General features: G+C 58.3%; 20 protein-coding genes, 4 pseudogenes and 1 riboswitch. Of the genes and pseudogenes, 16 read left to right on the top strand and 8 right to left on the bottom strand.

The features are described 5' to 3' along the window. The first annotated feature begins 337 nt into the window (after nucleotides 1–337). The 3 genes from HFO71_RS34545 to HFO71_RS36115 all read left to right on the top strand — a co-directional run bounded on the left by HFO71_RS34545 (nucleotide 338) and on the right by HFO71_RS36115 (nucleotide 2,950). Nucleotides 338–1,540 (top strand): cytochrome P450, encoded by a 1,203-nt coding sequence (locus tag HFO71_RS34545; protein ID WP_168260228.1) that lies wholly within the window; start codon nucleotides 338–340, stop codon nucleotides 1,538–1,540. A gap of 424 nt (nucleotides 1,541–1,964) precedes the next feature. Next, complete coding sequence (locus HFO71_RS36120) at nucleotides 1,965–2,270, top strand: Rossmann-fold NAD(P)-binding domain-containing protein (RefSeq protein WP_245007088.1); 306 nt, start codon at nucleotides 1,965–1,967, stop codon at nucleotides 2,268–2,270. 425 nt (nucleotides 2,271–2,695) lie between these two features. Beyond that, nucleotides 2,696–2,950, top strand: coding sequence for a CrpP-related protein (locus HFO71_RS36115; protein WP_131702558.1), 255 nt, complete (start codon nucleotides 2,696–2,698; stop codon nucleotides 2,948–2,950). 510 nt (nucleotides 2,951–3,460) lie between these two features. Here HFO71_RS36115 and HFO71_RS34535 read toward each other — a convergent pair. The 8 genes and pseudogenes from HFO71_RS34535 to HFO71_RS34500 all read right to left on the bottom strand — a co-directional run. Next, nucleotides 3,461–3,641, bottom strand: a pseudogene (locus HFO71_RS34535) (IS3 family transposase); the annotation flags it as partial. 371 nt (nucleotides 3,642–4,012) lie between these two features. Further along, a pseudogene (locus tag HFO71_RS36110) lies at nucleotides 4,013–4,342 on the bottom strand (thiamine phosphate synthase); the annotation flags it as partial. Then, entirely contained in the window at nucleotides 4,339–5,112 is a 774-nt protein-coding gene (locus HFO71_RS34530; protein ID WP_131702559.1) for a thiazole synthase, read from the bottom strand. The gene HFO71_RS34530 and the pseudogene HFO71_RS36110, both read right to left, overlap by 4 nt. Before the next feature lie 3 nt (nucleotides 5,113–5,115). Then, nucleotides 5,116–5,313 (bottom strand): sulfur carrier protein ThiS, encoded by a 198-nt coding sequence (gene thiS, locus HFO71_RS34525; RefSeq protein ID WP_131591212.1) that lies wholly within the window; start codon nucleotides 5,311–5,313, stop codon nucleotides 5,116–5,118. After that, complete coding sequence (thiO, locus tag HFO71_RS34520) at nucleotides 5,310–6,284, bottom strand: glycine oxidase ThiO (RefSeq protein ID WP_221978019.1); 975 nt, start codon at nucleotides 6,282–6,284, stop codon at nucleotides 5,310–5,312. The genes thiS and thiO overlap by 4 nt, the downstream gene beginning before the upstream one ends. Nucleotide 6,285: 1 nt before the next feature. Beyond that, complete coding sequence (gene thiC / locus HFO71_RS34515; RefSeq protein WP_221978018.1) at nucleotides 6,286–8,112, bottom strand: phosphomethylpyrimidine synthase ThiC; 1,827 nt, start codon at nucleotides 8,110–8,112, stop codon at nucleotides 6,286–6,288. A gap of 91 nt (nucleotides 8,113–8,203) precedes the next feature. Further along, a riboswitch (TPP riboswitch) is annotated at nucleotides 8,204–8,335 on the bottom strand. Nucleotides 8,336–8,513: 178 nt separating this feature from the next. Continuing rightward, the gene (locus HFO71_RS34510) at nucleotides 8,514–9,224 is read right to left on the bottom strand and encodes a hypothetical protein (RefSeq protein WP_221978086.1); all 711 of its coding nucleotides are present in this window, start codon (nucleotides 9,222–9,224) and stop codon (nucleotides 8,514–8,516) included. A 1,115-nt stretch (nucleotides 9,225–10,339) separates the two neighbouring features. Then, on the bottom strand, nucleotides 10,340–10,867 hold the full coding sequence (locus HFO71_RS34500) for an OsmC family protein (protein WP_221978017.1): 528 nt from the start codon (nucleotides 10,865–10,867) through the stop codon (nucleotides 10,340–10,342). 811 nt (nucleotides 10,868–11,678) lie between these two features. Here HFO71_RS34500 and HFO71_RS34495 point away from each other — a divergent pair. The 13 genes and pseudogenes from HFO71_RS34495 to HFO71_RS34430 all read left to right on the top strand — a co-directional run. Then, entirely contained in the window at nucleotides 11,679–12,443 is a 765-nt protein-coding gene (locus HFO71_RS34495) for a P-loop NTPase family protein (protein ID WP_245007087.1), read from the top strand. A 248-nt stretch (nucleotides 12,444–12,691) separates the two neighbouring features. Beyond that, a pseudogene (locus HFO71_RS34490) lies at nucleotides 12,692–13,523 on the top strand (DDE-type integrase/transposase/recombinase). A 549-nt stretch (nucleotides 13,524–14,072) separates the two neighbouring features. Beyond that, nucleotides 14,073–14,735 carry a transcriptional regulator gene (locus HFO71_RS34485; RefSeq protein WP_131702563.1) on the top strand — a complete coding sequence of 221 codons (663 nt, stop codon included), beginning with the start codon at nucleotides 14,073–14,075 and terminating at the stop codon, nucleotides 14,733–14,735. A gap of 129 nt (nucleotides 14,736–14,864) precedes the next feature. Continuing rightward, on the top strand, nucleotides 14,865–15,416 hold the full coding sequence (locus HFO71_RS34480) for a hypothetical protein (protein WP_168257806.1): 552 nt from the start codon (nucleotides 14,865–14,867) through the stop codon (nucleotides 15,414–15,416). Between the two features lie 899 nt (nucleotides 15,417–16,315). After that, nucleotides 16,316–17,938, top strand: coding sequence for a cytochrome-c oxidase, cbb3-type subunit I (ccoN, locus tag HFO71_RS34470; protein WP_168257805.1), 1,623 nt, complete (start codon nucleotides 16,316–16,318; stop codon nucleotides 17,936–17,938). Nucleotides 17,939–17,946: 8 nt separating this feature from the next. Then, nucleotides 17,947–18,681: a cytochrome-c oxidase, cbb3-type subunit II gene (ccoO, locus tag HFO71_RS34465; protein ID WP_168277100.1), complete on the top strand. Its 735-nt coding sequence runs from the start codon at nucleotides 17,947–17,949 to the stop codon at nucleotides 18,679–18,681. 8 nt (nucleotides 18,682–18,689) lie between these two features. Next, complete coding sequence (locus tag HFO71_RS34460; RefSeq protein WP_131702567.1) at nucleotides 18,690–18,842, top strand: cbb3-type cytochrome c oxidase subunit 3; 153 nt, start codon at nucleotides 18,690–18,692, stop codon at nucleotides 18,840–18,842. Nucleotide 18,843: 1 nt separating this feature from the next. Then, nucleotides 18,844–19,707, top strand: coding sequence for a cytochrome-c oxidase, cbb3-type subunit III (ccoP, locus tag HFO71_RS34455; protein ID WP_221978016.1), 864 nt, complete (start codon nucleotides 18,844–18,846; stop codon nucleotides 19,705–19,707). Between the two features lie 338 nt (nucleotides 19,708–20,045). After that, nucleotides 20,046–21,613 (top strand): annotated as a pseudogene (gene ccoG / locus HFO71_RS34450) (cytochrome c oxidase accessory protein CcoG). Beyond that, the gene (locus HFO71_RS34445; RefSeq protein WP_221978014.1) at nucleotides 21,610–22,095 is read left to right on the top strand and encodes a FixH family protein; all 486 of its coding nucleotides are present in this window, start codon (nucleotides 21,610–21,612) and stop codon (nucleotides 22,093–22,095) included. The pseudogene ccoG and the gene HFO71_RS34445 overlap by 4 nt, the downstream one beginning before the upstream one ends. Then, nucleotides 22,092–24,377: a cation-translocating P-type ATPase gene (locus HFO71_RS34440; RefSeq protein ID WP_221978013.1), complete on the top strand. Its 2,286-nt coding sequence runs from the start codon at nucleotides 22,092–22,094 to the stop codon at nucleotides 24,375–24,377. Before HFO71_RS34445 ends, HFO71_RS34440 begins: the two co-directional genes overlap by 4 nt. Next, nucleotides 24,374–24,544 (top strand): cbb3-type cytochrome oxidase assembly protein CcoS, encoded by a 171-nt coding sequence (ccoS, locus tag HFO71_RS34435; protein ID WP_168257799.1) that lies wholly within the window; start codon nucleotides 24,374–24,376, stop codon nucleotides 24,542–24,544. The genes HFO71_RS34440 and ccoS overlap by 4 nt, the downstream gene beginning before the upstream one ends. Before the next feature lie 298 nt (nucleotides 24,545–24,842). Next, nucleotides 24,843–25,598: RNA polymerase factor sigma-54 (locus HFO71_RS34430; protein ID WP_446686521.1), on the top strand; the 756-nt coding region annotated here is incomplete at its 3' end.

Raw genomic sequence — 25,598 nt, 5'->3', positions numbered from 1 at the left:
TTCGAGTGCGCCCTGAAGGTCGTGGGTCTGTTAGCCGAAACGTCAGATGCGGACGGCCTGAAAAAGGAGGCCTTATAGATCTGCTGCTGCCCACCAACTACTAGGGACCGCAGGGCGACGCTCCTATATGCTTCGACAGATCAACGATTCCCGTTGCTGCTGACGCTTGCAAGACGTCCAGTGCTTCATGCCGGTACCTTCCCCCCGCTGTTCGTGCGGTAAAGTATTGCGGGCTGACAATCGCCGCTGAGAAGTCTTCTAAATGCCTCTTAAGTCATTCGCTCCCGGCAGCGCCCGCCGGTCACCTTTCGCCCTTTCACCGCATAGAAGTGTCATCATGTCTGGACAATCATTGCCGACGCTGCCGATGTGGCGCGTCGATAACATCGAGCCCTCACCCGAAATGTTGACGCTATGCGCCAACGGTCCGATCCACCGCGTGCGCTTCCCCTCGGGGCACGAAGGCTGGTGGGTAACAGGCTACGACGAGGCTAAGGCCGTCCTGTCCGATGCGGCCTTTCGGCCCTCGGGAATGCCTCCGGCGGCATTCACCCCGGCCACGGTTATTCTCGGTTCCCCTGGGTGGCTGGGCTCGCACGAGGGCATCGAGCATGCCCGCTTACGCACGATCGTGGCGCCGGCCTTCAGCAGCGGAAGGCTGAAGCTGCTCGCGCAGCAGGTCGAGGCGATCGCCGCACAGTTGTTCGAAACGCTGGCGGCCCAGCCCCAGCCCGCCGACCTGCGCCGTCATCTCTCGTTTCCGCTTCCGGCCATGGTCATCAGCGCGCTGATGGGCGTGCCCTATGAGGATCACGCCTTTTTCGCCAGGCTGTCCGACGAGGTGATGACGCACCAACATGAAAGCGGCCCGCGTAACGCGGCGCGCTCGGCCTGGGAAGAATTGCGCAGCTACATTCGGGGCAAGATACGAGACAAGCGTCAGGATCCGGGTGACAACCTTCTGACGGATCTGCTCACAGCGGTTGACCAGGGCAAGGCGAGCGAGGAAGAGGCGGTCGGCCTGGCGGCCGGCATGCTGGTGGCCGGGCACGAGACAACCGTCGCGCAGATCGAATTCGGCCTGCTGGCCATGTTCCGCCATCCGCAACAGCGTGAACGTCTCGGCAGCGATCCATCCCTGGTTGACAAGGCGGTGGAGGAAATCCTGCGAATGTACCCGCCGGGCTCGGGCTGGGACGGCATCATGCGTTATCCGAGGACCGACGTGACGATCGCGGGCGTGCATATTCCCGCGGAGAGCAAGGTGCTGGTCGGCTTGCCGGCGACGTCATTCGACCCACGCCATTTCGAAGACCCAGAAATCTTCGACATCGGACGCGACAGAAAGCCGCACTTGGCTTTCTCATACGGGCCGCACTACTGCATCGGCGTGGGGCTGGCCAGAGTGGAACTCAAAGTGGTGTTAGGTTCGATCTTCCAGCGCTTTCCTGCTCTACGCCTGGCCGTGGCGCCCGAAGAACTAAAGTTGCGCAAAGAGATTATCACTGGTGGGTTCGAGGAGTTTCCGGTGCTCTGGTGATTCATGGACACCAGCGGGATCGCAACCTTCTTGAAATGCGCAGGAGCTATCGAGACCGCCCTCCATTAGCGGTGGTGATCGGGGCGGATTGCAAGACATGTCGGCCACCCTACAAAACCCCTCCGCATAGCGACAACGAAACATGTGCAATCTCGAAGGCTTAGCCGCACCAAAATCGAGTTGCATCATCACGAGGTAGCCAAGGTTCCGAACAAGACGCATGCCGCAGCCACGTTACGCCAGGGAGTGAGGGTTCCGGATATTTTGTCCGCAACGTTCAAAGAGAGTGGCAGCCGGTCGACAGCGCAAGTCGCAGCTTCGGACCTTGTTCACGCCCTCTCCCGCAGCCTTTAGCAGCGCGTTGTTCCATTTTTATGACAGATAAGCTCCGGCTTTAAGATATCGACGCCTCGGCGACGCGGAAATGCATCCGCATCTCGCTGGTCTCGGCTTCACGATCGAGCAGTGCTCGTCGGTCAACGGAGCCGTTGAGGAAGCTGATATCGTCACCACGGTAACGGCAACAGTGCGCGACCATCCTCTCGGACAACCATGTCAGCCTGGCATCCACATGAACGCGGTGGTGGGGATGCCTGGCGAGACGGAACTTAGCAAGGATATCCTCCTGCGCTCGGACATCTTTTTGGAGTATCCGCCACAGAGCCGCATCGAAGGCCAGATCCAGCAGTTGCCGGTCCAGCATCCTCTATCGAACTTTGATGACTGGTAGAGTGGACGGCCGTGGAAGCGCCGACCAGATGTTCGACAGCGTCGGCTTCGCCATCGGCGCAGAGATGCAAGGCGGGATGGTGGTTCGAGCGTATGAGGATTTTTGGCCACATAGTGCGGTCGGCAACAAGATACCGACCCCACTGGTGAATTCGGAAAGCCGCGAGCCCGCTTCACGAATATGCGGGAAAGTCCGAAGAGCCGAGTCGATGTAACGATGCGGGTGCCGCCCATATCTGTGAGGTGCGTGCGCGATCTACGGCCACGAACCAGCGCCAGACGGACCTCATCGGTCACGCCGCAAGCCAGCATCCGACCGGAGGCACTCTCCACGAACAACTGTCCCGAATTACCGCACTATTTAGCATTCGCTTGCATGCGCAGACTGCGATGATACCGTTCGCCGACAACCTGGGGGGATCGCGTATGACAATTGAAGAGCTGATCGATATACAGGAAGCAGGTTCAAGAGCGCGGGTGCTCGGCCTGAAGGCTCACGAGAACCCATACCTCGCCGCCCACAGGACGCCTACTGGTGATGGCAGCGCTCTCGGAGATCGGCTTGCGCGACACGACGCGTGGAAGTTCGGTTGGGAAGCGGAGGACGCTAGCCGCGAAGGAAGGGTTGTTTCGCACTTCCAGGAATTGGCCTCTGCCAAACGGCGTTCGCATGATGCGTAACGTTATTGTGGTGGTTCGCTAGCGACGAGAAGTTTTCAGACCCGTCGCGGCAAAGGATCGGCATTTTTTCACCATCGGGTCGCCGCCGGCTGCCCAACTGCGGTGCAAACTCGCGACGGCCCACAATCAGCTTCCGAATCTGGCAGGAGCGTTCAGCCGGTAGGGAAGCTCCTAGGGAGTGATGCACTGATCATTCCCAAGCGCAGAGCGACGGACAAACATTCGAGAATTGCCTCGGCGCGATACGCTCATGGCCCGCAGGTTGGGCCAGGGCGTTCGAGAAACCTGCGGAGGCCGTTGAGCGGCCGTCGTCTTGAAGGAATCGGCCGAAGAACGGCGCGGCCTGAGCTCATAGTCTTGACGCCTTAAGGATGGTGGAACTCGAACGTCAAACAGGATGCAACCGCGCGTGGCAGCGCACAATGCTGGTGAATGCCTTCCGGGGCACTTGGCGGAGTTCGGTATCGCGACGCGACAGGGCATTGCCGGAGTCGGAATGCTTATGTGACACGGATCAAGCACCGGCACATAGCGCGAGAAGGTGTCGATCACCGTCAGAACCCGCAACTTCTTTCCGGTCGCCAACTGGTCGTGAACGAAGTCCATGGCCATGCCCCAACCCTCACGCTCTAAGAGCACATGCCCCCGACGGTAGCCGTAGCGCACTCTCGCAGATCTCGCGAATACGCCGTTCCAAGCCGGCCTGATCGGCACGGCGAGAGATGTAGTGTTAGCTTGAACGATCGAAGTTGAGCGTCCAATGACGGCCAAGGGCGTGCGTTATCGACATCATCCGGCCTCCACCCAATTCCTGCTCGCTTAGCGGCTCCGCTCCAATACGGCTATCTGCCTATGCAATCGCTGCCTTGGATCGAACCGGCTCAACGCTGCTTTTCCTTGATTTTCTCCGGAAGAAAGGAAGGCCACTATAATGAGGAATACGACGACCAGGTAACCTTAACTATCTCCGCTCTTGCTCCCACTTCGGCTTGCGACGGGGGTGGGAGCTGGCGGCGACACTTGCGGCGAAAGGCTCACCGGCTCGGAAGAAAGGACCTGGCTTGCCGCCAGTGCGGTTTCCAGCTCGCGTTCGTCGTGCGATGAGAGGCCAAGTTTCAGGGCTCGGATCGCGCCGAGGTCCGCTCTCGCAAGGTTCCTCCTGGCCGAGATGGACGAAGCCGCAACCTTCCTCGATCGCAAGCCGCCAGTGGTCGTTGACGATCAGCTCACATCGATTTAGCGCAGACTGCTACTGCGCGACTAATCTCGGTACATAATTCAGCCTCCGGACGATCCTTGATGCGCAACTGTACCAGCTTGATGCCGAGAGGGTACCAGTCGGGCAATCCACTCGGCGCTGTCGACGATCAGGCAAAACGGGTCGCGCTTCAAGTGAACACCGCCTTTCCGATCACCGGCGTGGAGGGTACGGCCATGTCGCGCGGCTCCATCAGTCCGGCGTTAAAGGCTTGATTGCCGGCGGCGATTGCCGCGGCAAAGGCGGCTGCCATCGCGGCGGGATCTGCCGCGCCGGCAACGGCGGTGTTGAGCAGAACCGCATCGAAACCGAGCTCCATGACCGCAGTTGCGTGCGACGGCCGACCGATACCGGCATCGACGATCAGCGACACGTCAGGGAAATGGGCCCGCATTGCTCTGAGCGCCGTGGGATTGAGCGGCCCGGCGGCACTGCCGATCGGTGCGCACCAAGGCATGAGCACCTTGCAGCCGGCGTCCAGCAGTCGTTCGGCCACAACCAGATCGTCCGTCGTGTACGGGAAGACTCCAAAACCTTCACCGACGAGAATGCGAGCCGCCTCGACGAGACCGAAGACATCCGGCTGTAACGTATCATGGTTGCCGATAACCTCGAGCTTGATCCAGTCGGTGGAGAACAGCTCGCGTGCCATCCTTGCCGTCAGCACCGCTTCCGCGACGCTGTGGCAACCTGCGGTGTTGGGTAGGATACGAACGCCGAGCGCGCGGACCATTTCGAAGAAGGTGCCCCCACTGCGGCCGCCAGACATTTCACGACGAAGCGAGACGGTGACGATTTCCGTCGCCGATTGCCTTACAGCCTCGGCGAGGACGGCAGGAGAGGGGTATCGCGCTGTGCCAAGCAGCAGACGGGAGGTAATTTCGGACCCATAAAGCGTCAGCATCAGTCAACCTCCCTGCATCGGCGACAGGATTTCGATTCTGTCATTGTCGTTGAGCGATCGATCGAACCGGTCTTCGCGATGGACAAGCTCACCGTTGACGGCTGTCGCCAGCCAATCACCCTCGTATTCCATCAAGACTAAAAGCTCCGACAGCGTCTCAGCCGCGACATCCAGAGCCTCGCCATTTACGATTAATTTCATGGGGCGTTCCTTCCCGTAGTGTGTTGGTTGAAGACAAGTTCAGCGGCCTCGGCGGCCATGGCTGGCGCGAGCAGAAAGCCGTGGCGGTAGAGGCCGTTGAGCGAGATCACCTTCCCCTGATGGCTTGCACGTGGAAGATTGTCCGGAAAGGCTGGGCGGATTCCGACACCCGTTTCGATTATGGTTGCATCGGCAAAGGCCGGATTTAGCGTGTATGCAGCGTTGAGCAGTTCCATCAGTGAACGGGCGACTATAGGCCCGTCGAATTCCGTCTCGATCATCGTCGCGCCGACCATGAACAGACCGTCTCCACGCGGGACGATGTAGACGGGGAAACGCGGATGGAGCAAGCGGACCGGCCGGGAGAGATCCACGTCAAAGCTTCTAAGGTAGAGCATTTCGCCGCGAACGCCGCGCAACTCCTTCGCCTCGCCGATCTGCGCTGCGCCCGTGCAATCGACGACACCGTCAAAGCTCTCCTCGTGCGGGCTCTCGCCCACGAAGGTGACCCCCTGAACCGTCAGCTTGGTGCGCAGCAGACACAACACTCGCCGAGGATCGAGATGGGCTTCGCGGCGAAAGAACAGCCCATGCCGGAATCGCCCGGAAAGAGAGGGTTCCAGCGACGCGATCGCCGGCTCTTCCAGCCATTCATAATCGGTCGTGCGGCAGGCAAAGCGTCTCAGTTCACCAAGATCGCGGGCCGACGCGACCACGAGCGTTCCGTTTCGTCGCACCTCTCCAGGCACCATTGCGTCCCATATGTCGGCGGCGGTGAGGCCGCGCATCAGCACGGCGCCATCAGCACTCTCCTGCTCGCACCAGGGCGCCAACATTCCGCCCGCGAGCCACGATGCAGCGCCGAGGAAACTGCCATATGGATCGAGCACGGTGACCTCGGCATCTCGAGCGCGCAGTTCATGCGCCACCGTCAGGCCGGCAACGCCGGCGCCTTTGACAAGCACACGCATCTCATTCGCCCAATTGCTGTTGGGTTTCTATCGGCATATAGATGCCGCCGCCCTCACGATAACGCGCAGCCATCGCATCCAGACCTTCCTTCTGTGCTTCGGCGCGGATATCGTGCGAGATGCGCATGGAGCAGAATTTTGGGCCGCACATGGAGCAGAAATGCGCCACCTTATGGGCTTCCTTCGGCAACGTCTCGTCGTGGAAGCTGCGGGCGGTTTCGGGGTCTAGCGAGAGGTTGAACTGATCCTCCCAGCGGAATTCGAAACGGGCACGCGAGAGCGCGTCATCGCGCAGCTGTGCTGCCGGATGCCCCTTGGCGAGATCAGCCGCGTGGGCCGCGATCTTGTAGGTGATAACGCCGGTCTTGACGTCAGTGCGATCGGGAAGGCCGAGATGCTCCTTCGGCGTGACGTAGCAGAGCATCGCGGTGCCGAACCAGCCGATCATGGCTGCGCCTATTCCAGAGGTGATGTGATCGTACCCCGGTGCGATATCCGTCGTCAGCGGCCCGAGCGTGTAGAAGGGTGCCTCGCCGCAGACCTCGAGCTGCTTGTCCATGTTCTCCTTGATCTTGTGCATCGGCACATGGCCGGGGCCTTCGATCATCACCTGGCAGTCTTTCGCCCAGGCGATCTTGGTCAGCTCTCCCAGTGTTTCCAGTTCGGCGAATTGCGCTGCATCGTTGGCATCGGCGATGGAGCCGGGACGCAGGCCGTCGCCGAGCGAGAAGGAGACGTCATAGGCGCGGCAGATGTCGCAGATCTCCTCGAAATGTTCGTATAGGAAGCTTTCGCGATGATGATGGAGACACCACTTCGCCATGATCGAACCGCCGCGCGAGACGATGCCGGTGACGCGGTTGACGGTGAGCGGGATGTAGTGAAGCCGCACGCCGGCGTGGATGGTGAAATAGTCGACGCCCTGTTCGGCCTGTTCGATCAGCGTGTCACGATAGACCTCCCAGGACAGGTCTTTGGCAATGCCCTCGACCCTCTCCAGCGCCTGATAGAGCGGCACGGTACCGATCGGCACCGGCGAATTGCGGATGATCCATTCGCGAATATTGTGGATATTGCGGCCGGTGGAAAGATCCATGACCGTGTCGGCGCCCCAGCGGGCCGCCCAGACCATTTTCTCGACCTCTTCCGTCATGGACGAGGTGACAGCAGAATTGCCAATATTGGCGTTGATCTTCACCAGGAAATTCCGGCCGATGATCATCGGCTCGGATTCCGGATGATTGATGTTGGCGGGGATGATCGCCCGACCCGCCGCCACTTCCTGCCGGACGAATTCCGCCGTCACATGGTCCGGAATATGGGCGCCGAAGCTTTCGCCGTCGCGGACCATGGCATCCGCCTGCGCCTTGCGACCAAGGTTTTCGCGGATGGCTATGAATTCCATCTCGGGCGTGATGATGCCTGATCGCGCATAGGCGAGCTGGGTGACCGCCTTGCCATCCCTGGCTCGTAGCGGCTGACGTTTAGTGGGAAATTCGGGCGTCAGCCTTTCGCCGCTGGCAAAGCCGTTGTCTTCGGGGCGGATATGGCGGCCCTGATAGGCTTCGACATCGCCGCGCGCGAGCACCCAGTCGCGGCGGAGCTGCGACAGGCCCTGCTCGATGCGGATATCAGCACCCTCGATCGTATAGGGACCGGAGGAATCATAGACGACAACAGGCGGCTCGCCCGATGTCGGATGAACGCTGATCTCGCGCATCGGCACACGGATGTCGGCGTGTATGTCTCCCGGGATGTAAATCTTCCGCGACGCCGGCAGCGGGCCTTTGGTGACTGTGGGGGTGATGGTCTTCGCGGCAATTTTCATGGTTTGAGGCTCCAAGTTTTCGATTGGAGACCCAGTCCTCAGCCGGAATGATGAAAAGACGCCGGCACGGATTCCGCGCGTGAATCCACTGCTTCGAGCGCTTGCACCGTCCCTACGCCAGTATGAACTGGATCAGGTTCAACGGGTCACTGCGCCACAATCGGCAAAGCCGTATTGTCCAGCAGTATCTCAGCCCCTTGCCGGGACCCCCCTGGTGAATGCAAAAAGGGTAGAGGCTTGCCGAGGGGACTGTCAAGCGACAATCTGCGATGGCTCGGGGTTAGGTTACACACAGGATATCGTGCGTGTCGCCGCTGTTAAACGATGGACAAGGGCAATCGTCCGGCCGGCACGCTTCCGCAAGACAAGCGCCCTTGTCGCATGCACGAGATACCGAAGCGCTATTGAGAAAGCAGGCGCGGAACTGGAAAGTCTAGTACTTTTTCCGTGTAGCTTTCGACCAGGGCGCTAAACGGCGTGCCGTCTGGAAGTTTCAATACGGCTCGATGTTCGAGCAGGAACGCCGGCAGGCCGGGGGAACTTGTTTCATGCGCTGTTAAGCCGTCCATGTCCCAGCCTTCGGATAGAGGGGACCAGAGCAACTTGGCAGACAGGTTTGTGCGAGTGAAATTGAGAGCCTGAACGGCTCTGCCAAACGCGATATCGCTGGTATTCAACGCCTGATTCATCTCTGCAGTTAATTTTGCAGGTACATACCAGTTGTCGGCTTCGGACAGGACGCGTTCGCCGCAGACCAGTCGGACGCGGCGATAGGCGATCAACTCACCGGGTCCGACGCTCAGAAGATCACGGATGTGCTCATCGGCCGGTTTGCCTTGCCCGTCCACACGCTGAGCTACGATCTTTGAACCTTCCGGTGCGAGCTTATGCGCGGCGCACCAGCGGTCAAGGGTAAACGTGGCACTGGCGTTACTCAGGAGATTTGCATTCAAGGTCTGGAGGATCGCAAGCGCTTCCACTCGAGATGCCGGCGTGTTCAGCCACTGAGATTCTATAGAAGGCTCTTGCGCAACTGCGATCTGGGTGCCCAGCAAGATGGCGGCCGCTGCAAGTGCGGCGATGCGAATGCATTTCGCAGGACATAATGACATGGAGAATGAAATCCTTTCTGCAGTATGATTGGGCAAACCTTGCGGGCCAAATATCCTTGATTTTTGCCGACGGGCGACCGTTGTCCGCGTACATGGTAGCGGCAGCAGGGTTTGAACTGCGGCTCGCGTGTACCGCACAATGGTCAGGTTCCTGAAGACTTTCTTACCATCTTTCGAGTTTGAAAACGTTGGCGACTGAGCCGGCGCTTCCATTCTGGAATTTGGAAACCCGAGAGACGTGGATTTCAAATGAGAAACGTGGCTGCCGGTCCGAATTCTCCCAATTCTATACTCGTAACTCTCACTCAAAGGTTCAACGCCTTTGTCTTCGCCCTCGCTTGTTGCGAGATGTTCATATAGCTGGATCGGATAAAATAGCTCGCAACCGAAAGCAAAATCCAGAAGCCATTGTTGGAAAAAAGTCGTCTTCGTCGACCCGGAGCCCTCCTGCCGGTCGATTGACAATTGCAGACCAGGCGGCGACGCGCCGTCGATGGTTGCCAACCGCAGATGCGAGTAGCCAGGGTGCTTGTCTGATTGCTTTTTGTGGTGCATGTCATCGTGCTCCTTGTGCGAGCCTCCCGACGATGATGTCGCCGGCAAGTTTTCAGCATTCATAGGAAACGATATTCCTGTGGTGCGCTATCGCAGCTCTTAGTTGGGACAGTTCATGAAAACCATCAGCAACGCAACAGATGAGCCGGATATATTTTATAGTATATATTTCCTCGCTCGCAAAAAATGCAAATTGCATTATAAAAATCTGTGAGATGTAGGATATATTATTGCTTATATACATACATATATTGATTTCAGGGCTTTAAGGGGCTGGATGGAATGCAGGTCTCCGAAGGCCACGGCAAACGTTCGCTGGTCGAAATGGCCATCGGACGATACAAGTCTATGGGCGCGCCAGGTCGCCCCTAACGGAGCACCCTTTATCGCCGTGCCGCAGGCGCATTTCGAATGCCGCGCATGATTTGATCCTTCAGTCGATACCAATTTGGGGAATATGCAGCAAGCGACATTCGACCGGTTCCTACACGAGACGAAGTCGAGAACACGTGCTGACACATGACGTACACGGTCATCAGTCGGCGCTCCCTATATAGTGGTCAGGGTTGCTGGTGATCCAACTGCCCGCGCACCTCGTTTCCGCGCTTCAGGAGATTGAGGATTGGACAGAGCTTTTCCACGGTCGCCCGCAGTCTGGCGACGTCCGCGGTACTTGCGGGAGATACTAGTGTGACCAGGTAGTTGATGTCCTGGGGATAGACGGGAACGTCTTGATATCCTTCTGCACCTGCACGCGGATCGATCGTGGCGGAGACTTCCGCATGCAGCGATTCCAGCGGCACGCCCTGATCGGAAGCATGGATCAGAAAAGTATGGGTCAGGCAGCTCGCAAGCGCACCGAGCAGCAGTTCTGTAGACGACGGACCCAGATTATAGCCTGCGAACTCGGGCGGGCTGTCGGAAATGACCTGGAAATCCCGAATTCGGATACGTCGCACGCCGCTGCGGCCTTCAGCGCTTGCACTGGCCTCAAATGTGACCGCACTCAGATCCCCCTTTCTGACGCGCGCCCGCCAATCGAGTAGTGCTTCGTGCTTCTGTCGGAGATACTCATTCAAAGTTGCCATGGCTTGCTAATATTCCTGTTGTGGAGACCGATGCCGAGATGGCCAAAGCGCCGCGTTGCGCGCGCCGTTCAACCACGAGCTCGCGAGAAATGGGATCAATGAAAACAATCTTTGCTAGGTAAGACAGTTGCTGGAGGTTCAGCCTCTTTGCGATTCCGCGTCCGACGGGGGCTGTGTCGCCGTCAATTGTCCGCTTCCCGATCAAGACGATATCAGGCCTCAATGTCCGGCACCTGTTTGATACAGACCACGATGTGCATAGTCGTTTAAGCTCCCAATCGGACTTGGACTGTAGGGCCCCGCTCACTCTGAGCACTTCTCATGCCAATCAGGTTGAGCCGGTAACCCTGCGACATTGCACATGTTTATTGTCGCTATACCGAGGGTGTTTTGTAAGGGTGCGGACATGTCGTGTCGCAATCTGCCTCGATCACTACCGCGATGGAGAGGGCGGCGGCATACGGTGACCATCAAGCCTCGTATTAGAACGGGCACCTATTTCCAACGATTTGGTCCTTTGTTACCTAGGAGGTAAGCGCCCTGAACAAGATTGCTCGAATAGACGCGTGCTGGAACCTCCCGCTCTAAGCGCGAGGGATCCAAATGGAAGATGCTCTCCATCGGGGTACAGTCAGGTCCTTAAAAACCGACCCCTCTTGACTGTTGGCCATCATTCTCATATCCGGTCTTGGTAGAATTTACTAATCGAGCGGATCTCAACTTCCTGCTACCGGTAAGCTAGGTCGCCACTCTCGGCTATGATCGAGCCGCCATCAACAACCCATTCCCAGGTCCATGAACTTTGAAACGGATGACGAACATCGCCGTCGATCTATCGCGTATTCGCGCAAAGCCTGTTCAGGATCGACGTTTGGCCATCCACCGAACGCTCGGCCGTAACCATCTCCATAGCTCCTCGGTGACGTGTGAGGAGCGACCGGCGACAGGAACTAAATTAATGTCTCCACGAGCTCTCGCGCCCGCTCCGTTGCCTGCCGCCAATAAAAGCGCAGCCAATCTCCCGCGCGGTGTCCCTATACTGCCTTTAGATTCTCTTGGCGAGCGCATCGCGATCATTGGCCCCTCAAACGCAGGCAAGTCGACTTTGGCGGTTGCCCTGTCTAAAAAGCTCCGTATTCCAGCCGTGCATCTCGATCAACTTCACCATCTGCCCGGAACGGATTGGCAGTCGCGCCCTGAAGCAGAATTTGCCGCGCTTCATGATGCGGCAATCCACGAAGAGCGGTGGATTATCGAAGGCAGCTACTCGCGCCTGATGCCGCAGCGATTAGCCCGCGCCACTGGCGTTATTGTCATCACTTCAAATCACTGGCTACGCTTTTTTCGCTATCTCAAGCGAACCCTTGCCGATCAATCGGATCGCGCCGGACATCTCGAAGGTGCCAAAGACAGCATCAAATGGGAGATGGTTTATTGGATTCTCTTTAAGACCCGTAACAGCGGCGTCAGATATGCGACGGTTCTTCAGGAGTTCGGCTTGCCAACTGTCGAGTGCCACACTGCGACTGCCCTTAATAGCCTCTATCGCGATTGGGCTCTGCCGATGCCCCGGTAGGAACTTTTGGCCCGACGTTCATGGCAATTCGCAGGCTAATTTAGGATGATGTTTTCTCCATCTGCCCTTTGCAGCCGCCGCGGTTTAGATAGTGTGACGTCTGATTCCTAGCGAAACCAAAAAGCTCGGTTCCTACACTGTGCGCTGCTCATCGAAATGTCCGAGCGTAATCGCAATTTCTCATCACCTAGATATTTGATCCCAGGCTTTGATGGGGCATCCTTGTCTTCCGAATCAAGGGATGCGCTATAGGCCAGGTTCTTCATGGGAGCGCCACGACGACAGAGGCAATCCGTCGAGCGATATAACATAGTCAAGAGAGCCTGAGAACGCGTCGAAGCGTTACGGGAACAATCAGAAGACCGTCGCCAAGTGGCGGTAGCGGTCCTCGGTTGCGGACCTTCCGACCGGCCCGAAAGAGCCGAGATCGACGGTGCTCTACGTCGAGGAGAAGGCCGTTATCGTTGCCTTTCGCCGATATACGCTGCTGCCGCTCGATGACTGCCTCTATGCACTGCAGCCGACAATCCCGCATCTTACGCGGTCTTCGCTGCATCGTTGCCTGCAGCGTCACGGCATCGGCCGCCTGCCGGATGTCGATGGCGACAAGCCGGCGAAGAACAAGTTCAAGAGCCACCCTATCGGCTATTTCCACATTGACATTGCCGAGGTGCGCACCGAACAGGGCAAGCTGCACATGTTTGTCGCCATCGATCGCACCTCGAAGTTTGCCTTCGTCGAACTGCACGAGAAGGCTACCACCGCCGTCTCGCGCGAGTTCCTCCTACGCTTGATTGCTGCCGTCCCCTACAAGATCCACACCGTGCTCACCAACAACGGCATCCAGTTCACCACACCCGGCGCTGGCGGCTCGGCTGTGTCGCTGATCAAAGAAGCGATCGCAGCCACGATCAACGTCGTCAGCACCTCGCCGACTTCGTCGCCGCTTATAACTTTGGCCGCAGGCTCAAGACCCTTAAGGGCCTCACACGCTACGAGTTCATCTGCAAGGCATGGGCTTCACAGTCCGAACGCTTTACCCTCGATCCGCTCCATCAAATGCCGGGACTAAACATCTAACTCCTGTCTCCAAAATACGGTTGAGTCGCAGCACTCTCACCCCGGCTTAAAGACACACAAACGCCATCCCCCGCTGCCGTGCTACAGATTGAGGACAAAGTCGCTCAACGCAACCAAGTGGTCTAGGCCCTCGATCGTCGTGCTTCTATCATCGGTGGATTGCGCGAAGGGTTCGGCAACTCCTCCTCTGCTCTGGTGTCACCCATTGTATCGGAGAGATTGTCCTGGGCGGCAATTTAGAAACTGATACCCTCGGTCAGGTCAACCGCCTTATCTCGCAAATGAGCTGCCTCAGCCGCGTCACCGGGGAACCCTGCCGCATAACCGCCATCCACTCCCGCAGAAATGGCTTCGACAATTTGCGTGGACCCCGTAGGGCCCGTGATATCGTGTTGTACCTGCGCATCAGGTCGCTCGGGCTGAAGAGCGACAGCATGTGAAATTCGCAGGCCGTTGTGGACACAGCCGGCGCGATAGTGATTATTTGCAGGCTTGTTGCGATGCTGAAGACGTCGCTGAAAAATTACCGAGACACCGAGGCTTCTTAAATTGAAAAAAGTACAGCGCAGCTTTGCCGTCGAGTACAAATCAGGTCGGCGAAAACTCAATTCCAAACCGAACTCGATTTGGGGAGACACAGATCTCAAGTCGGTTGCTCAAGATCTGCAGGACGAGGCAATGCCATTTATGTCATTAACTCCTGAGGCAAGAAGCAGCGAGTTGCTTGTAGCCCGAGAAGAACAAGCTGGACCGTTATTGACACTGCCGATCGGGCAGGAGACAAATGCATCGGCTTTACAGGAGACCACAATGGCCGACGAAAACGCTACGATGATCAATGCCGACACGCCGGCCGCCGCGGCGCCCGATGTACCGAAAAAAGTGCGCAAACCTCGCGCCAAGAAGGCAGTGCCTGAAACTGCTTCAGTAGCCGTTTCTGTGCAACCGGCAGCGGCTTCGAATGCCACCGCCGGAAAGCAGAAGAGAGGACGCAAAGCAAAGTCTGACGAAGGTGCGACAAGTGCCAGACGTGCGCCTGTCAAACGTGCTCCAAGGGCGGTGCAGACAGCGACCGCACCGTCGGTGGCTGCAGTTGATGAGTTTGCGGATCTTCTGCAGCTGGAAGAGGAAAACCAGAGACTGCGCAAGCTGCTGGCCGAGAAGCTCCGTGCAGAAAATGCCGATCTACGAAAGCGGCTCAACCTCGGTTGATCGGCAGCAGACGGCCAAGCGCTGGCCGCATTCTCATGCTTATTGAAGTCAAGATCATGGCGGCAGTTCGTTCTGCCGCCAACGCTTTTTCTCGCAGTTGCACACGGGGTAGAATTCGAGGTTAAACAAATGGCGTCTCCATGGAAACTTCTTGCCCGGCTGGTGTCCCCGCGACGCCAGCAGAGACAAGAACACGGCTCGACAGATGGCGTGAAGCCGGACGTATTGGCTATCGCCAAGCCGACTGAAAGAGCAGCCAATAACGAATTGGACGCCACAGACGGTCCGGCCGACAAAAAGCCAGTTCCTCACGGTCATTCCGCAGCGGTTCTAGCGGTTCCGGATTATTCGGAAGAAACGGCAAGCTCTGTTGATGTTCGCGTAGATATCGATGGCGCGAGGCCCGTGGAAGCGCCTGATCCGGCTTTGTCCGATGAGGCTGATACAGCCGCGCATGCCGCACCTAGGGTCTTTCGTCTTGGCGAAGGTCAGACGCGAAAGCGCGGCAAGAAGGCGAAAATGAGTGCAGTCGTTCTTCGACCGTCTTCAAATGTTTCTACCGCTTCTGACGATGCAATCAATCTTGATGAAGAGATCAGCCTTCTCCGAGACCAGTTGGCGCGCAAGCTTCAAATGCAGAATGCACTGTTGAGGAGGATGCTGGAGCGGTTCGAATATTAATCGAAATGAAGAATCAACCCCGCATTGCCGCACGTTGGTTGTTACCGATAGGGTCTCTATCACGAGGGGATAAAGCCCTTGTTGTCATCCTGATTTGGCATCGATCTCACCCGACAATCATTTGTGATGCGGGGTTCAGGAGTGTGCTAGGCGCGGTCTAGTTTTTTGTCGCTATTGATGTTTCGGGCCCAAGATTGACGGAAATCAAATCGGCTCGACTTGATGTCTGTCACAACGCGATGATTTCTGGCACGAAGCGGGGGTAAACACTTTGGGTGCTGGCGCTCCAGCTCCGTCGATCGAAGCGCTGGACTGGCTACGCGGCGTAACCGCTTTCCAACTTCCAGCTCGGCAAGATATACATCCTCGACTTCGTTTCGACTACCTGCGGACCTTGCGGGCGGGCGCTGGCTCGCCTGGGATCGCTGCAGAAGAAATACAGCGACATTGAAGTTGAAGTCATCGGAGTTGCAGCAAATGAGAAAGCTGCAACGGCGGACGAGGCTCGAGCTCAGGTGGACGCATGGCTAACTACATGGCTCCCGCATTCGAAAATTCGGGTCGCATTCGACCACTCATATCCCGGTCGAGGCTTGCAAAAAATTCTTGGCTCTCCTGTTGGGACTTCAAAGGCCAACGTCCCTTCATTCAGCGTGTCGAAATCGTATGTCGGCTCTCCGAGTGGGCTTGCCCACGGGCAACAATGGACGAGACGTGGACTTGACGGTGGAATAGTCAGCGCGTGTCAGCGGATTAAAGCCTTTGTACTTATGACCGCAGCGTCGTTCCGTCTTTCTGTCCTCGCGTTGATGTGGATCAAGGAGAAATTTGTGGCTTCATGACAGTCCTGGCGAGAAAGACGGCCGCGAAGCGGTCGTCGGCGTACTGGGGACGACATCATGAATTACACAACGGAAACGATGGTGATCGCGGTCGCGGCGTTTCTAGCGCTGCTACTAGCCGCATTCGCGCATGATCATCTCTTTGCGGTTCATATGGGCATACTTTGCCTCTGCCTCGTTATGGGGGCTGTGCTGATGGTCAGCAAGGTTGAATTTTCGCCGGCAGGCCGACAGCGTAACGTCGATAAGTCCGGCTATTTCGACGAGGTGATACGGTATGGCTTGATCGCCACGGTGTTTTGGGGCGTGGTTGGCTTTCTGGTTGGCGTGATCATCGCGCTGCAACTGGCCTTTCCTGACCTCAACATCGCCCCTTATCTCAATTTCGGAAGACTGCGGCCCGTGCACACGTCGGCGGTTATCTTCGCCTTTGGCGGCAATGCGCTCATCATGACGTCGTTCTACGTCGTGCAACGCACCTGTCGCGCGCGTCTTTTCGGCGGCAACCTGGCTTGGTTCGTATTCTGGGGCTACCAGCTTTTTATCGTGATGGCTGCGACCGGATACGTTCTTGGAATCACTCAAGGCCGTGAATATGCCGAACCTGAGTGGTACGTCGACCTCTGGCTGACCATCGTTTGGGTAGCCTACCTAGCAGTGTATCTTGGAACGATCCTGAAGCGCAAAGAGCCACACATCTATGTGGCAAACTGGTTCTACCTTGCCTTCATCATCACCATCGCCATGCTGCACGTGGTCAACAACCTTGCGGTTCCGGCATCATTCCTCGGCTCCAAGAGCTATTCTGCCTTCTCGGGCGTCCAGGACGCGCTGACCCAATGGTGGTACGGCCACAACGCCGTCGGCTTCTTCCTCACCGCCGGCTTCCTGGGAATGATGTATTATTTCGTGCCGAAGCAGGCCAACCGCCCGGTCTATTCATACCGGCTTTCGATCATCCACTTCTGGGCGCTGATCTTCATGTACATCTGGGCCGGCCCGCATCATCTGCACTACACGGCACTGCCCGACTGGGCCCAGACGCTCGGCATGGTCTTCTCGATCATGCTCTGGATGCCCTCCTGGGGCGGCATGATCAACGGCCTCATGACCCTTTCGGGCGCCTGGGACAAGATCCGCACCGATCCGATCATCCGTATGATGGTCGTCGCCATTGCCTTTTATGGCATGTCGACCTTCGAAGGCCCGATGATGTCTGTGAAAACCGTCAATTCGCTCAGCCACTATACCGAATGGACGATCGGTCACGTGCATTCCGGCGCACTCGGCTGGGTCGGGATGATCACCTTCGGGGCGATCTACTACCTGACGCCGAAGCTGTGGGGGCGCGAGCGTCTCTACAGCCTGCGGATGGTCAACTGGCACTTCTGGCTCGCAACCCTCGGGATCGTTGTCTACGCCGCCGTGCTTTGGGTTGCCGGCATCCAGCAGGGGCTCATGTGGCGCGAGTACAATTCCCAGGGCTTCCTCGTCTATTCCTTCGCGGAGACAGTCGCGGCGATGTTCCCCTACTACGTGCTGCGCGCGGTCGGCGGAACGCTTTACCTGGCGGGCGGTCTCGTCATGGCCTGGAACGTGTTCATGACGATCCGCGGCCACGTGCGCGACGAAGCTGCAATCCCAACCACTTTCGTGCCCCAAGCACAGCCTGCCGAATGAGGTGAGATATGGCATCGATACTTGATAAACATCAGATCCTCGAGAAGAACGCGACGCTTCTTCTCGTCGGCTCGCTGCTCGTCGTGAGCATCGGCGGCATCGTCGAAATCGCACCGCTGTTCTACCTGCAGAACACGATTGAAAAGGTGGAAGGCATGCGGCCGTATACGCCGCTCGAGCTGGCCGGACGAAACATCTACATCCGCGAAGGCTGCTACCTCTGCCACAGCCAGATGATCAGGCCCTTCCGCGACGAGGTCGAACGCTACGGCCATTACTCGCTCGCGGCCGAGTCGATGTACGACCATCCTTTCCAGTGGGGATCCAAGCGAACCGGGCCGGATCTGGCCCGTGTCGGCGCGCGCTACTCCAACGAATGGCATGTCCAGCATCTCGCCTATCCTCGGGCAGTGGTGCCGGAGTCGATCATGCCGAGTTACGCCTTCCTCAAAGAGCAGAGGGTGACGGTCAAGGACGTCGGAATGGACCTGAAGGCCAACGAGGACGTGGGCGTGCCTTATAACGACGACATGCTGGCGAACGCGGAGGCCGACATGATGGCCCAAGCCGATCCGAACGCAGATACGACGGCCCTGCTTGCCCGCTATCCGAAGGCGAAGACCGGCGATTTCGACGGCGATCCTGCCGCGCTGACCGAAATGGATGCCCTGGTGTCCTACCTGCAGATGCTCGGAACGTTGGTCGATTTCTCGACCTACGACGACGCGACCGGTTACCGATGAGGTGATCCATGGAAACCTACACTGCAATGAGACAATTTGCCGACAGCTGGGGGCTCCTGGCAATGGCGGCATTCTTCATCAGTGCGATTGTGTTCACTCTTCGCCCAGGCAGCAACCAAACGGCGAAAGAGGCCGCCGATATTCCCTTGAAGGATGATTGAGATGTCGGAAAAACATATCGATGAATTTAGCGGCGTCGAAACGACCGGACATGAATGGGACGGCATCCGCGAACTCAACAATCCGATGCCCCGCTGGTGGGTGTGGACCTTCTACGCCACTATCGTCTGGGCCTTGGGCTATGCGATCGCATATCCCGCGATCCCGATGATTACCGACGCTACGAAGGGCATGCTGGACTATTCCAGCCGCGCCGAGCTGCAGCAGAACCTCGATCAGGCCAAGGCATCGCAGAGGACGCTTCATGATCTGATCGCCGCCAAGACGGTGCACGAGATCGATTCCGATTCTGCCCTTCGCGAATTCGCGGTCGCCGGCGGCGCATCTGCATTCAAGGTGAACTGCGCGCCTTGCCATGGCTCGGGAGCAAGCGGCGGCCCGGGATTTCCGAACCTCAACGACGACGATTGGCTGTGGGGTGGAGACCTGGATGCCATCCAGGCGACGATCGCGCATGGAATTCGCTTCGACGAGGATACGGACACTCATGCTTCCGAGATGCCGCCCTTTGCCGATGTTCTGGATCCCCTCCAGACAAGGCAGGTCGCGGCTTACGTCTGGGGACTGACCAATACACCGTCGGACCCCGGCCTCGCAGAGGCCGGAAAACAGGTCTTCGTCGATAACTGTGCCGCATGTCACGGCGACGATGCCAAAGGAAAAGCCGAAATGGGCGCGCCGGATCTCGCCGATGCGATCTGGCTGAAGGCACGTGGCGAGGATGCGATCATCCGTCAGGTGGCCGCTCCCAAGCATGGCGTCATGCCTGCCTGGGCAGGGCGTCTCGGCGATACGACCGTCAAGGAACTTACCATTTTCGTGCATTCGCTTGGCGGCGGGACGTGAGGAAAAAAACCATGACAGCTCACGGCGACAACCAAATCTTCGATCTCTATGGCACGACGCGGCAAGGCCACGCCGCCACCTTCCAATCAGGACGACCTAGCAAAGAGCGGCAGGTCGATCATCAGTTGGACCTGCCTCAAAGACCACGAGCAGACAAGCCGGTTGCAATAGCCTTGTCGAGGACGTTCCAGCGTGGTTGCTTGTTCCCCCGCAGCCCCCCAAAGCCACGCCCTCTCTCCATGGCGTTTTCCTTTCGCGGGAAGGCCTTGTCTCTTGATCTGCATCAAGGGCAGATGCGCAGCAGATGGGACAACGGCAGATGAAGTCCGATAGGCCCCATGAACCTCCGCACCGCCCAAGATCCCGATACATCAAAAGGCTCAGTGGCGAGCCAGTCAACGCCCGTCGCAACCGGCAGCTTCTCTACGCTCCTCGGAAGAAGGTCTTTCCCAAGCGTGCAGAGGGACGATTCCGTCGGTTCAAGTGGATCGTCATGCTGGTTACGCTCTGCATCTACTATCTCGCGCCATGGATTCGCTGGGATCGCGGGCCTTACGCGCCTGACCAGGCAATCCTCATCGACCTTTCCTCACGGCGCTTCTTCTTTTTCTTCATCGAAATCTGGCCTCAGGAATTTTACTATGTAGCGGGTCTCCTCGTCATGGCAGGCCTCGGCCTGTTTCTCGTCACTTCCGCCGTTGGCCGCGCCTGGTGCGGCTACGCTTGTCCGCAGACCGTCTGGGTTGATCTTTTTCTCGTCGTCGAACGTGCACTCGAAGGCGATCGAAACGCGCGAATGAAGCTCGACGCTAGGCCAATGAGCTTGGCCAAGCTGAGGAAGCGTGTCGTCAAGCATTCGATCTGGCTGCTGATAGGCGTAGTCACGGGGGTAGCGTGGATCTTTTATTTTGCCGACGCGCCGAGCCTGCTTGTTTCGCTGTTCACCGGCCACGCTCCTGCAGCCGCCTACACGACCGTCGCCATCCTTACTGCAACCACCTATGTGCTCGGCGGTCTCATGCGAGAGCAGGTGTGCACCTATATGTGCCCTTGGCCACGCATCCAGGGTGCGATGCTCGACGAAAATTCTCTCGTCGTCACCTACAATGCCTGGAGGGGCGAGCAGCGGTCGCGGTACCCCAAGAGCGCTCGAGCCAGGGGCATCCCGGTTGGGGATTGCGTCGATTGCAATGCCTGCGTGGCCGTGTGTCCGATGGGAATTGACATTCGCAACGGGCAGCAGATGGAGTGCATCACATGCGCGCTTTGCATCGACGCCTGCGACGGTCGTATGGACAAGCGCGGGAAGCCTCGCGGCCTGATCGCCTACGCCACGCTGAGCGAATACTCGAGCAACATGTCTCTTGCCACCAGGGTAGGGCGAACAGCCGTTCAGCCGTCAAGGGTTCGAAACGATGATGGGACTTTCGTTCCGGCGATCCGGCACTTCAACTGGCGCATCATCTTTCGTCCGAGAATCGTTCTTTACGCACTCTCCTGGGCGGCAGTCGGCGTGGCCATGCTCGTCCATCTCACCTTTCGGGAGCGCCTTGAACTCAACGTCGTTCACGACCGAAACCCCCAGTATGTTCTGGAAAGCGACGGCTCGCTGCGGAATGGTTACACGCTTCGTATCCTGAACATGGTGCCGAAGCCCAGGGATGTGACCATAAGCCTGGTCGGGCTGGAGGGGGCGACGATGCGTATTCCCGAGGTAGGCAAGGAAGACGCCCGCAGCTTTACAGTTCATGCCGAGCCCGACGCGGCCACGACGCTGAAGATCTTCGTTACGCGCAAGCCTACCGGAGCCGCGACCAATGAATTTCTGTTCGTTATCGAAGATATCGATCATGCCGATCGGGCAACCTACCGCGCGGCGTTCAATGCACCGGGAGACATCAAATGAAGACCTCTGCTCAAGGTTTTACAGGCCTGCACATGCTGCTTGCGACCTCGGCATTCTTTGGCGTGGTAATCGCGGTGAACGTCACCATGGCCTTCTATGCCTCTTCCAGCTGGAGCGGTCTGGTCGTGGAAAACACCTATGTCGCCAGTCAGGAGTTCAACCGCAAAGCGGCGGCGATGAAGGCAATGGCCGCTTCCGGCATCGAGGGCAATCTCTCCATAAAGGGGCACGAGATCCGCTACGATATTCACGACAAGAGCGGATCGCCTGCGATCATCGACGACGTCATTCTGAATTTCAAACGTCCCGTCGGAGACCACGAGGACTTCCTCCTTACGCTCAGAAAAACAGCCGCGGGGCGGTTCGAAGCGGAGCATGATTTAGCCGACGGTGACTGGATCGTCGAGGCCATCTCGCGAAACGGCGGCGTGGTCGTCATGCATGAGGCAAAACGCATCGATACCGCGGAGTTAGGCCGATGACCTGCTGTACCATGGACGCGGAAAGCGTGCTTGCCCTCAGCACGACATCATTCAGTGCCGAAGAGGTCCGCCTTGCCAGCCAGCCGCTCGGCGAAGGATTGCGCCAGTTGGACCTGAGCGTTTCTGACGTCCACTGCGGCGGCTGCATTTCGACCATCGAAAGGGCGTTGTTGGCGCTTCCCTTCGTCAAGACAGCACGAGTCAATCTCACGGCCCGAAGGGTGAGCTGCGTCTACCAGGAGGAGATCGAGACGGGCGCAACCGATCCGTCCAAGATCCTCGCAGCGATCAACTCGGCCGGATATCGCGTGCATCTCTTTACCCTCTCCGTTCCCGAGAACGACAAGACAAGAAATCAGCTTCTCTTCGCGATCGGCGTTTCCGGTTGTGCCGCTGCCAACATCATGTTGCTCTCGTTATCGGTCTGGTCCGGCGCAGATGCCGCGACGCGCGATATGTTTCATTGGATCTCGGCGATGATAGCAGCGCCCGCGCTGGTTTATGCGGGGCGCTTCTTCTTCAGATCGGCCTGGAATGCGCTGCGGCACTGGCGCACCAACATGGACGTTCCGATTTCGCTCGCCGTGACGCTCTCCTATGCCGTTTCATTGTGGGAGACCGTCCATCACGGCGAGCATGCCTGGTTCGACGCTTCGGTCTCGCTGCTCTTCTTCCTGCTGATCGGCAGAACCCTCGATCATGTCATGCGGGAAAAGGCTCGGGCGGCGATCAACGGACTCGCAAGACTGGCGCCGCGCGGAGCATTGCTGATCAATCCGGACGGGTCGCGACGCTACATTGCGGTAGAAGAGATCGCCGCGGGGGATGAAATCTCGATAGCCGCAGGCGAACGGGTTCCCGTCGATGGCATCGTCGTCAGCGGAGAAAGTGACGTCGACCTCTCCATCGTCACCGGCGAGAGCAGCCCGGTCGCCGTCGCCAGCAACAGCGAAGTGAGTTCCGGGGCGATGAATCTGACCGGCTCCCTCGTGCTGCGGGCGACAAGAATTGCCAAGGATTCGCTTCTCTCGGAGATCATCGGCCTCATGGAAGCCGCCGAGGGCGGAAGAGCTCGCTATCGCAGGATCGCCGATCGCGCTGCGACACTCTATTCCCCGGTCGTGCATCTGCTGGCGCTGGTCTCCTTCCTTGCCTGGGGCCTCCTGGGCGGAGACTGGAAACAGGCCATGCTGGTCGCCGTAGCGGTGCTGATCATTACTTGCCCATGCGCATTGGGTCTTGCCGTACCCGTGGTCCAGGTCGTCGCCGCGGGCAAACTTTTCCGGAAGGGCATCATGGTGAAGGACGGCTCAGCACTCGAAAGACTGGCCGAGACCGACACCGTGGCCTTTGACAAGACAGGCACCTTGACGATCGGCAGTTCGCGCCTTGTCAGAGTGGACGCCATGGACGAGAGCGCCACCGTGATCGCTCGTGGATTGGCAGCGCATTCACGGCATCCTCTTTCTCGGGCTCTGGTACGGGACACCGAAACCGACCTCATGTCCTTCGACATCGTCACGGAAATCCCCGGCGGGGGACTGGAAGCCAGGAACGGAGCAGATGTCTATCGATTGGGCAACGCGGCGTTTGCCTGCGGAACCAGCGTCGTGCCCCGCACCACCGACAGTCCGTTCTCGGAAGTGGTCCTGTCGAAGAATGGCGTCGATCTTGCCCGCTTCTTCTTCGATGACACGCTTCGTCCGGGTGCTTGCGAGGCCATTGACCGGCTCGATGCAGCCGGCCTTGAAACGCTGATCGTGTCCGGAGACAGGCAGACCGTCGTCGACAATACGGCACATGCCCTAGGTATCGACAGGTCTTTGGGCTCTCTGACGCCGAAACAGAAGGTCGAGGAATGCCAGAGGCTGAATGGCGAAGGTCGTCGCGTGCTCATGGTTGGCGACGGGATCAACGACGCCCCGGCACTTGCAGCCGCGCATGTCTCGATGGCGCCGGCCACAGCCTCCGATATCGGCAGACAGGCTGCCGACCTGGTTTTCTTCAACGATCGCCTTGACGCTGTTCCGGAAGCGATCGCCGTTGCGCGACGATCCGCCAGCCTCATCCGGCAGAACTTCGCTCTCGCCATCGGTTACAACGTTCTAGCAGTACCGATCGCCATCGCCGGATTGGCGACGCCGCTGATAGCGGCGGTGGCAATGTCGACATCTTCGATCATCGTCGTGACGAACGCCCTGCGCCTAAATGCGTTCGGCAAGCGTCGGGATATGCACATTCGAGGGCGGATCGGCAGGAGTGCGGAGGTCAAAGCCGCATGAACATGTTGATCTATCTCATACCGATCGCGCTGCTGATGGGAGGAATAGGACTCCTGGCATTCCTTTGGTCGCTGAAGAACGGCCAGTATGACGACCTTCAAGGCGCCGCCTGGCGGATCCTCGCCGAGGACGAAACCGATCAACGAAAACCCGAAACCTCACACTGAGACCAAACACGAAAGGAATATGGACAATTGCGACAATCTGCACTGTCGTCGGCTCCGCGACAAATGCACTTTCCTAACCAAGTTCACTGCTCGCTAAAATAGCTAAATTAAGAATATTCTCCCTCGGAATTCATTCGATGATTTGGCAGGCTTTCTTGAAAGCTATTGACGCCGGGGCGCCCAAGTTGGCCCAAGTGGTTCATGATGCCAAGCACGTGCCGATTTCACGTGAAGGCATCGATCTCCGTGCCTGAGGTCATGATCAGGCATGGACCTGAGAATTAAGTGGAACTTCATCATGAAACTGTCCGCCAATCTTTTCCTGCGCCAGACCCAGTCCCTGGTGATGACACCGCAACTGATGCAATCCATCCAGTTGCTGCAGATGACTCATTTCGAACTCAACCAGTTCATCGCCCTGGAAGTGGAGAAGAACCCGCTGCTCGAATTTCCGTCGAATGACGGCGAGGCGGGCGGCGATGCCGAAGATAGAGAGTATGCTCATCAGCTTGAGGATGCCGGCTCCGACGATGGCTATGACAACCGCGCCGAGGCGCTCTCCAGCGACTGGTATGACAATGGCGGCAGCGCCAGCACCAGCCGGCTGAACGACGAGCTCGACGCCAATTACACCAATGTCTTTCCTGACGACGGTGCCCCGCAGCGCCTCGATGCGCCGGAGCTCGTCAGCCAGTGGAAGTCGATGCCGGGCAGCGGCGAGGGCGCCGACTACGATCTCGACGATTTCGTCGCCGGCCAGGTGTCGCTGCGCGATCATCTCGCCCAGCAGATCCCCTTCGTCCTGCCTGACATGGCCGACCGGCTGATCGCGCAGAATTTCGTCGACCAGCTCGACGACTGCGGTTATCTGCAGGCCGATATCGTCGAGGCGGGCGAGAGGCTGGGCACGAGCCTCGCACAGGCCGTGCGCGTGCTTGCCACCCTGCAGAGCCTTGATCCGCCAGGTGTTTTCGCCCGTAGCCTCGCCGAATGCCTGGCGATCCAGCTCAGGCAGAAGGACCGGTACGACCCGGCCATGCAGGCTCTGGTCGAA

Origin of the sequence: Rhizobium laguerreae (genome assembly GCF_019778565.1) — a bacterium.
Taxonomy (GTDB): Bacteria; Pseudomonadota; Alphaproteobacteria; order Rhizobiales; family Rhizobiaceae; genus Rhizobium; species Rhizobium laguerreae.
The sequence above is the reverse complement of the archived record's forward strand: the minus strand, read 5'-3'. Positions and strand labels throughout refer to the sequence as shown.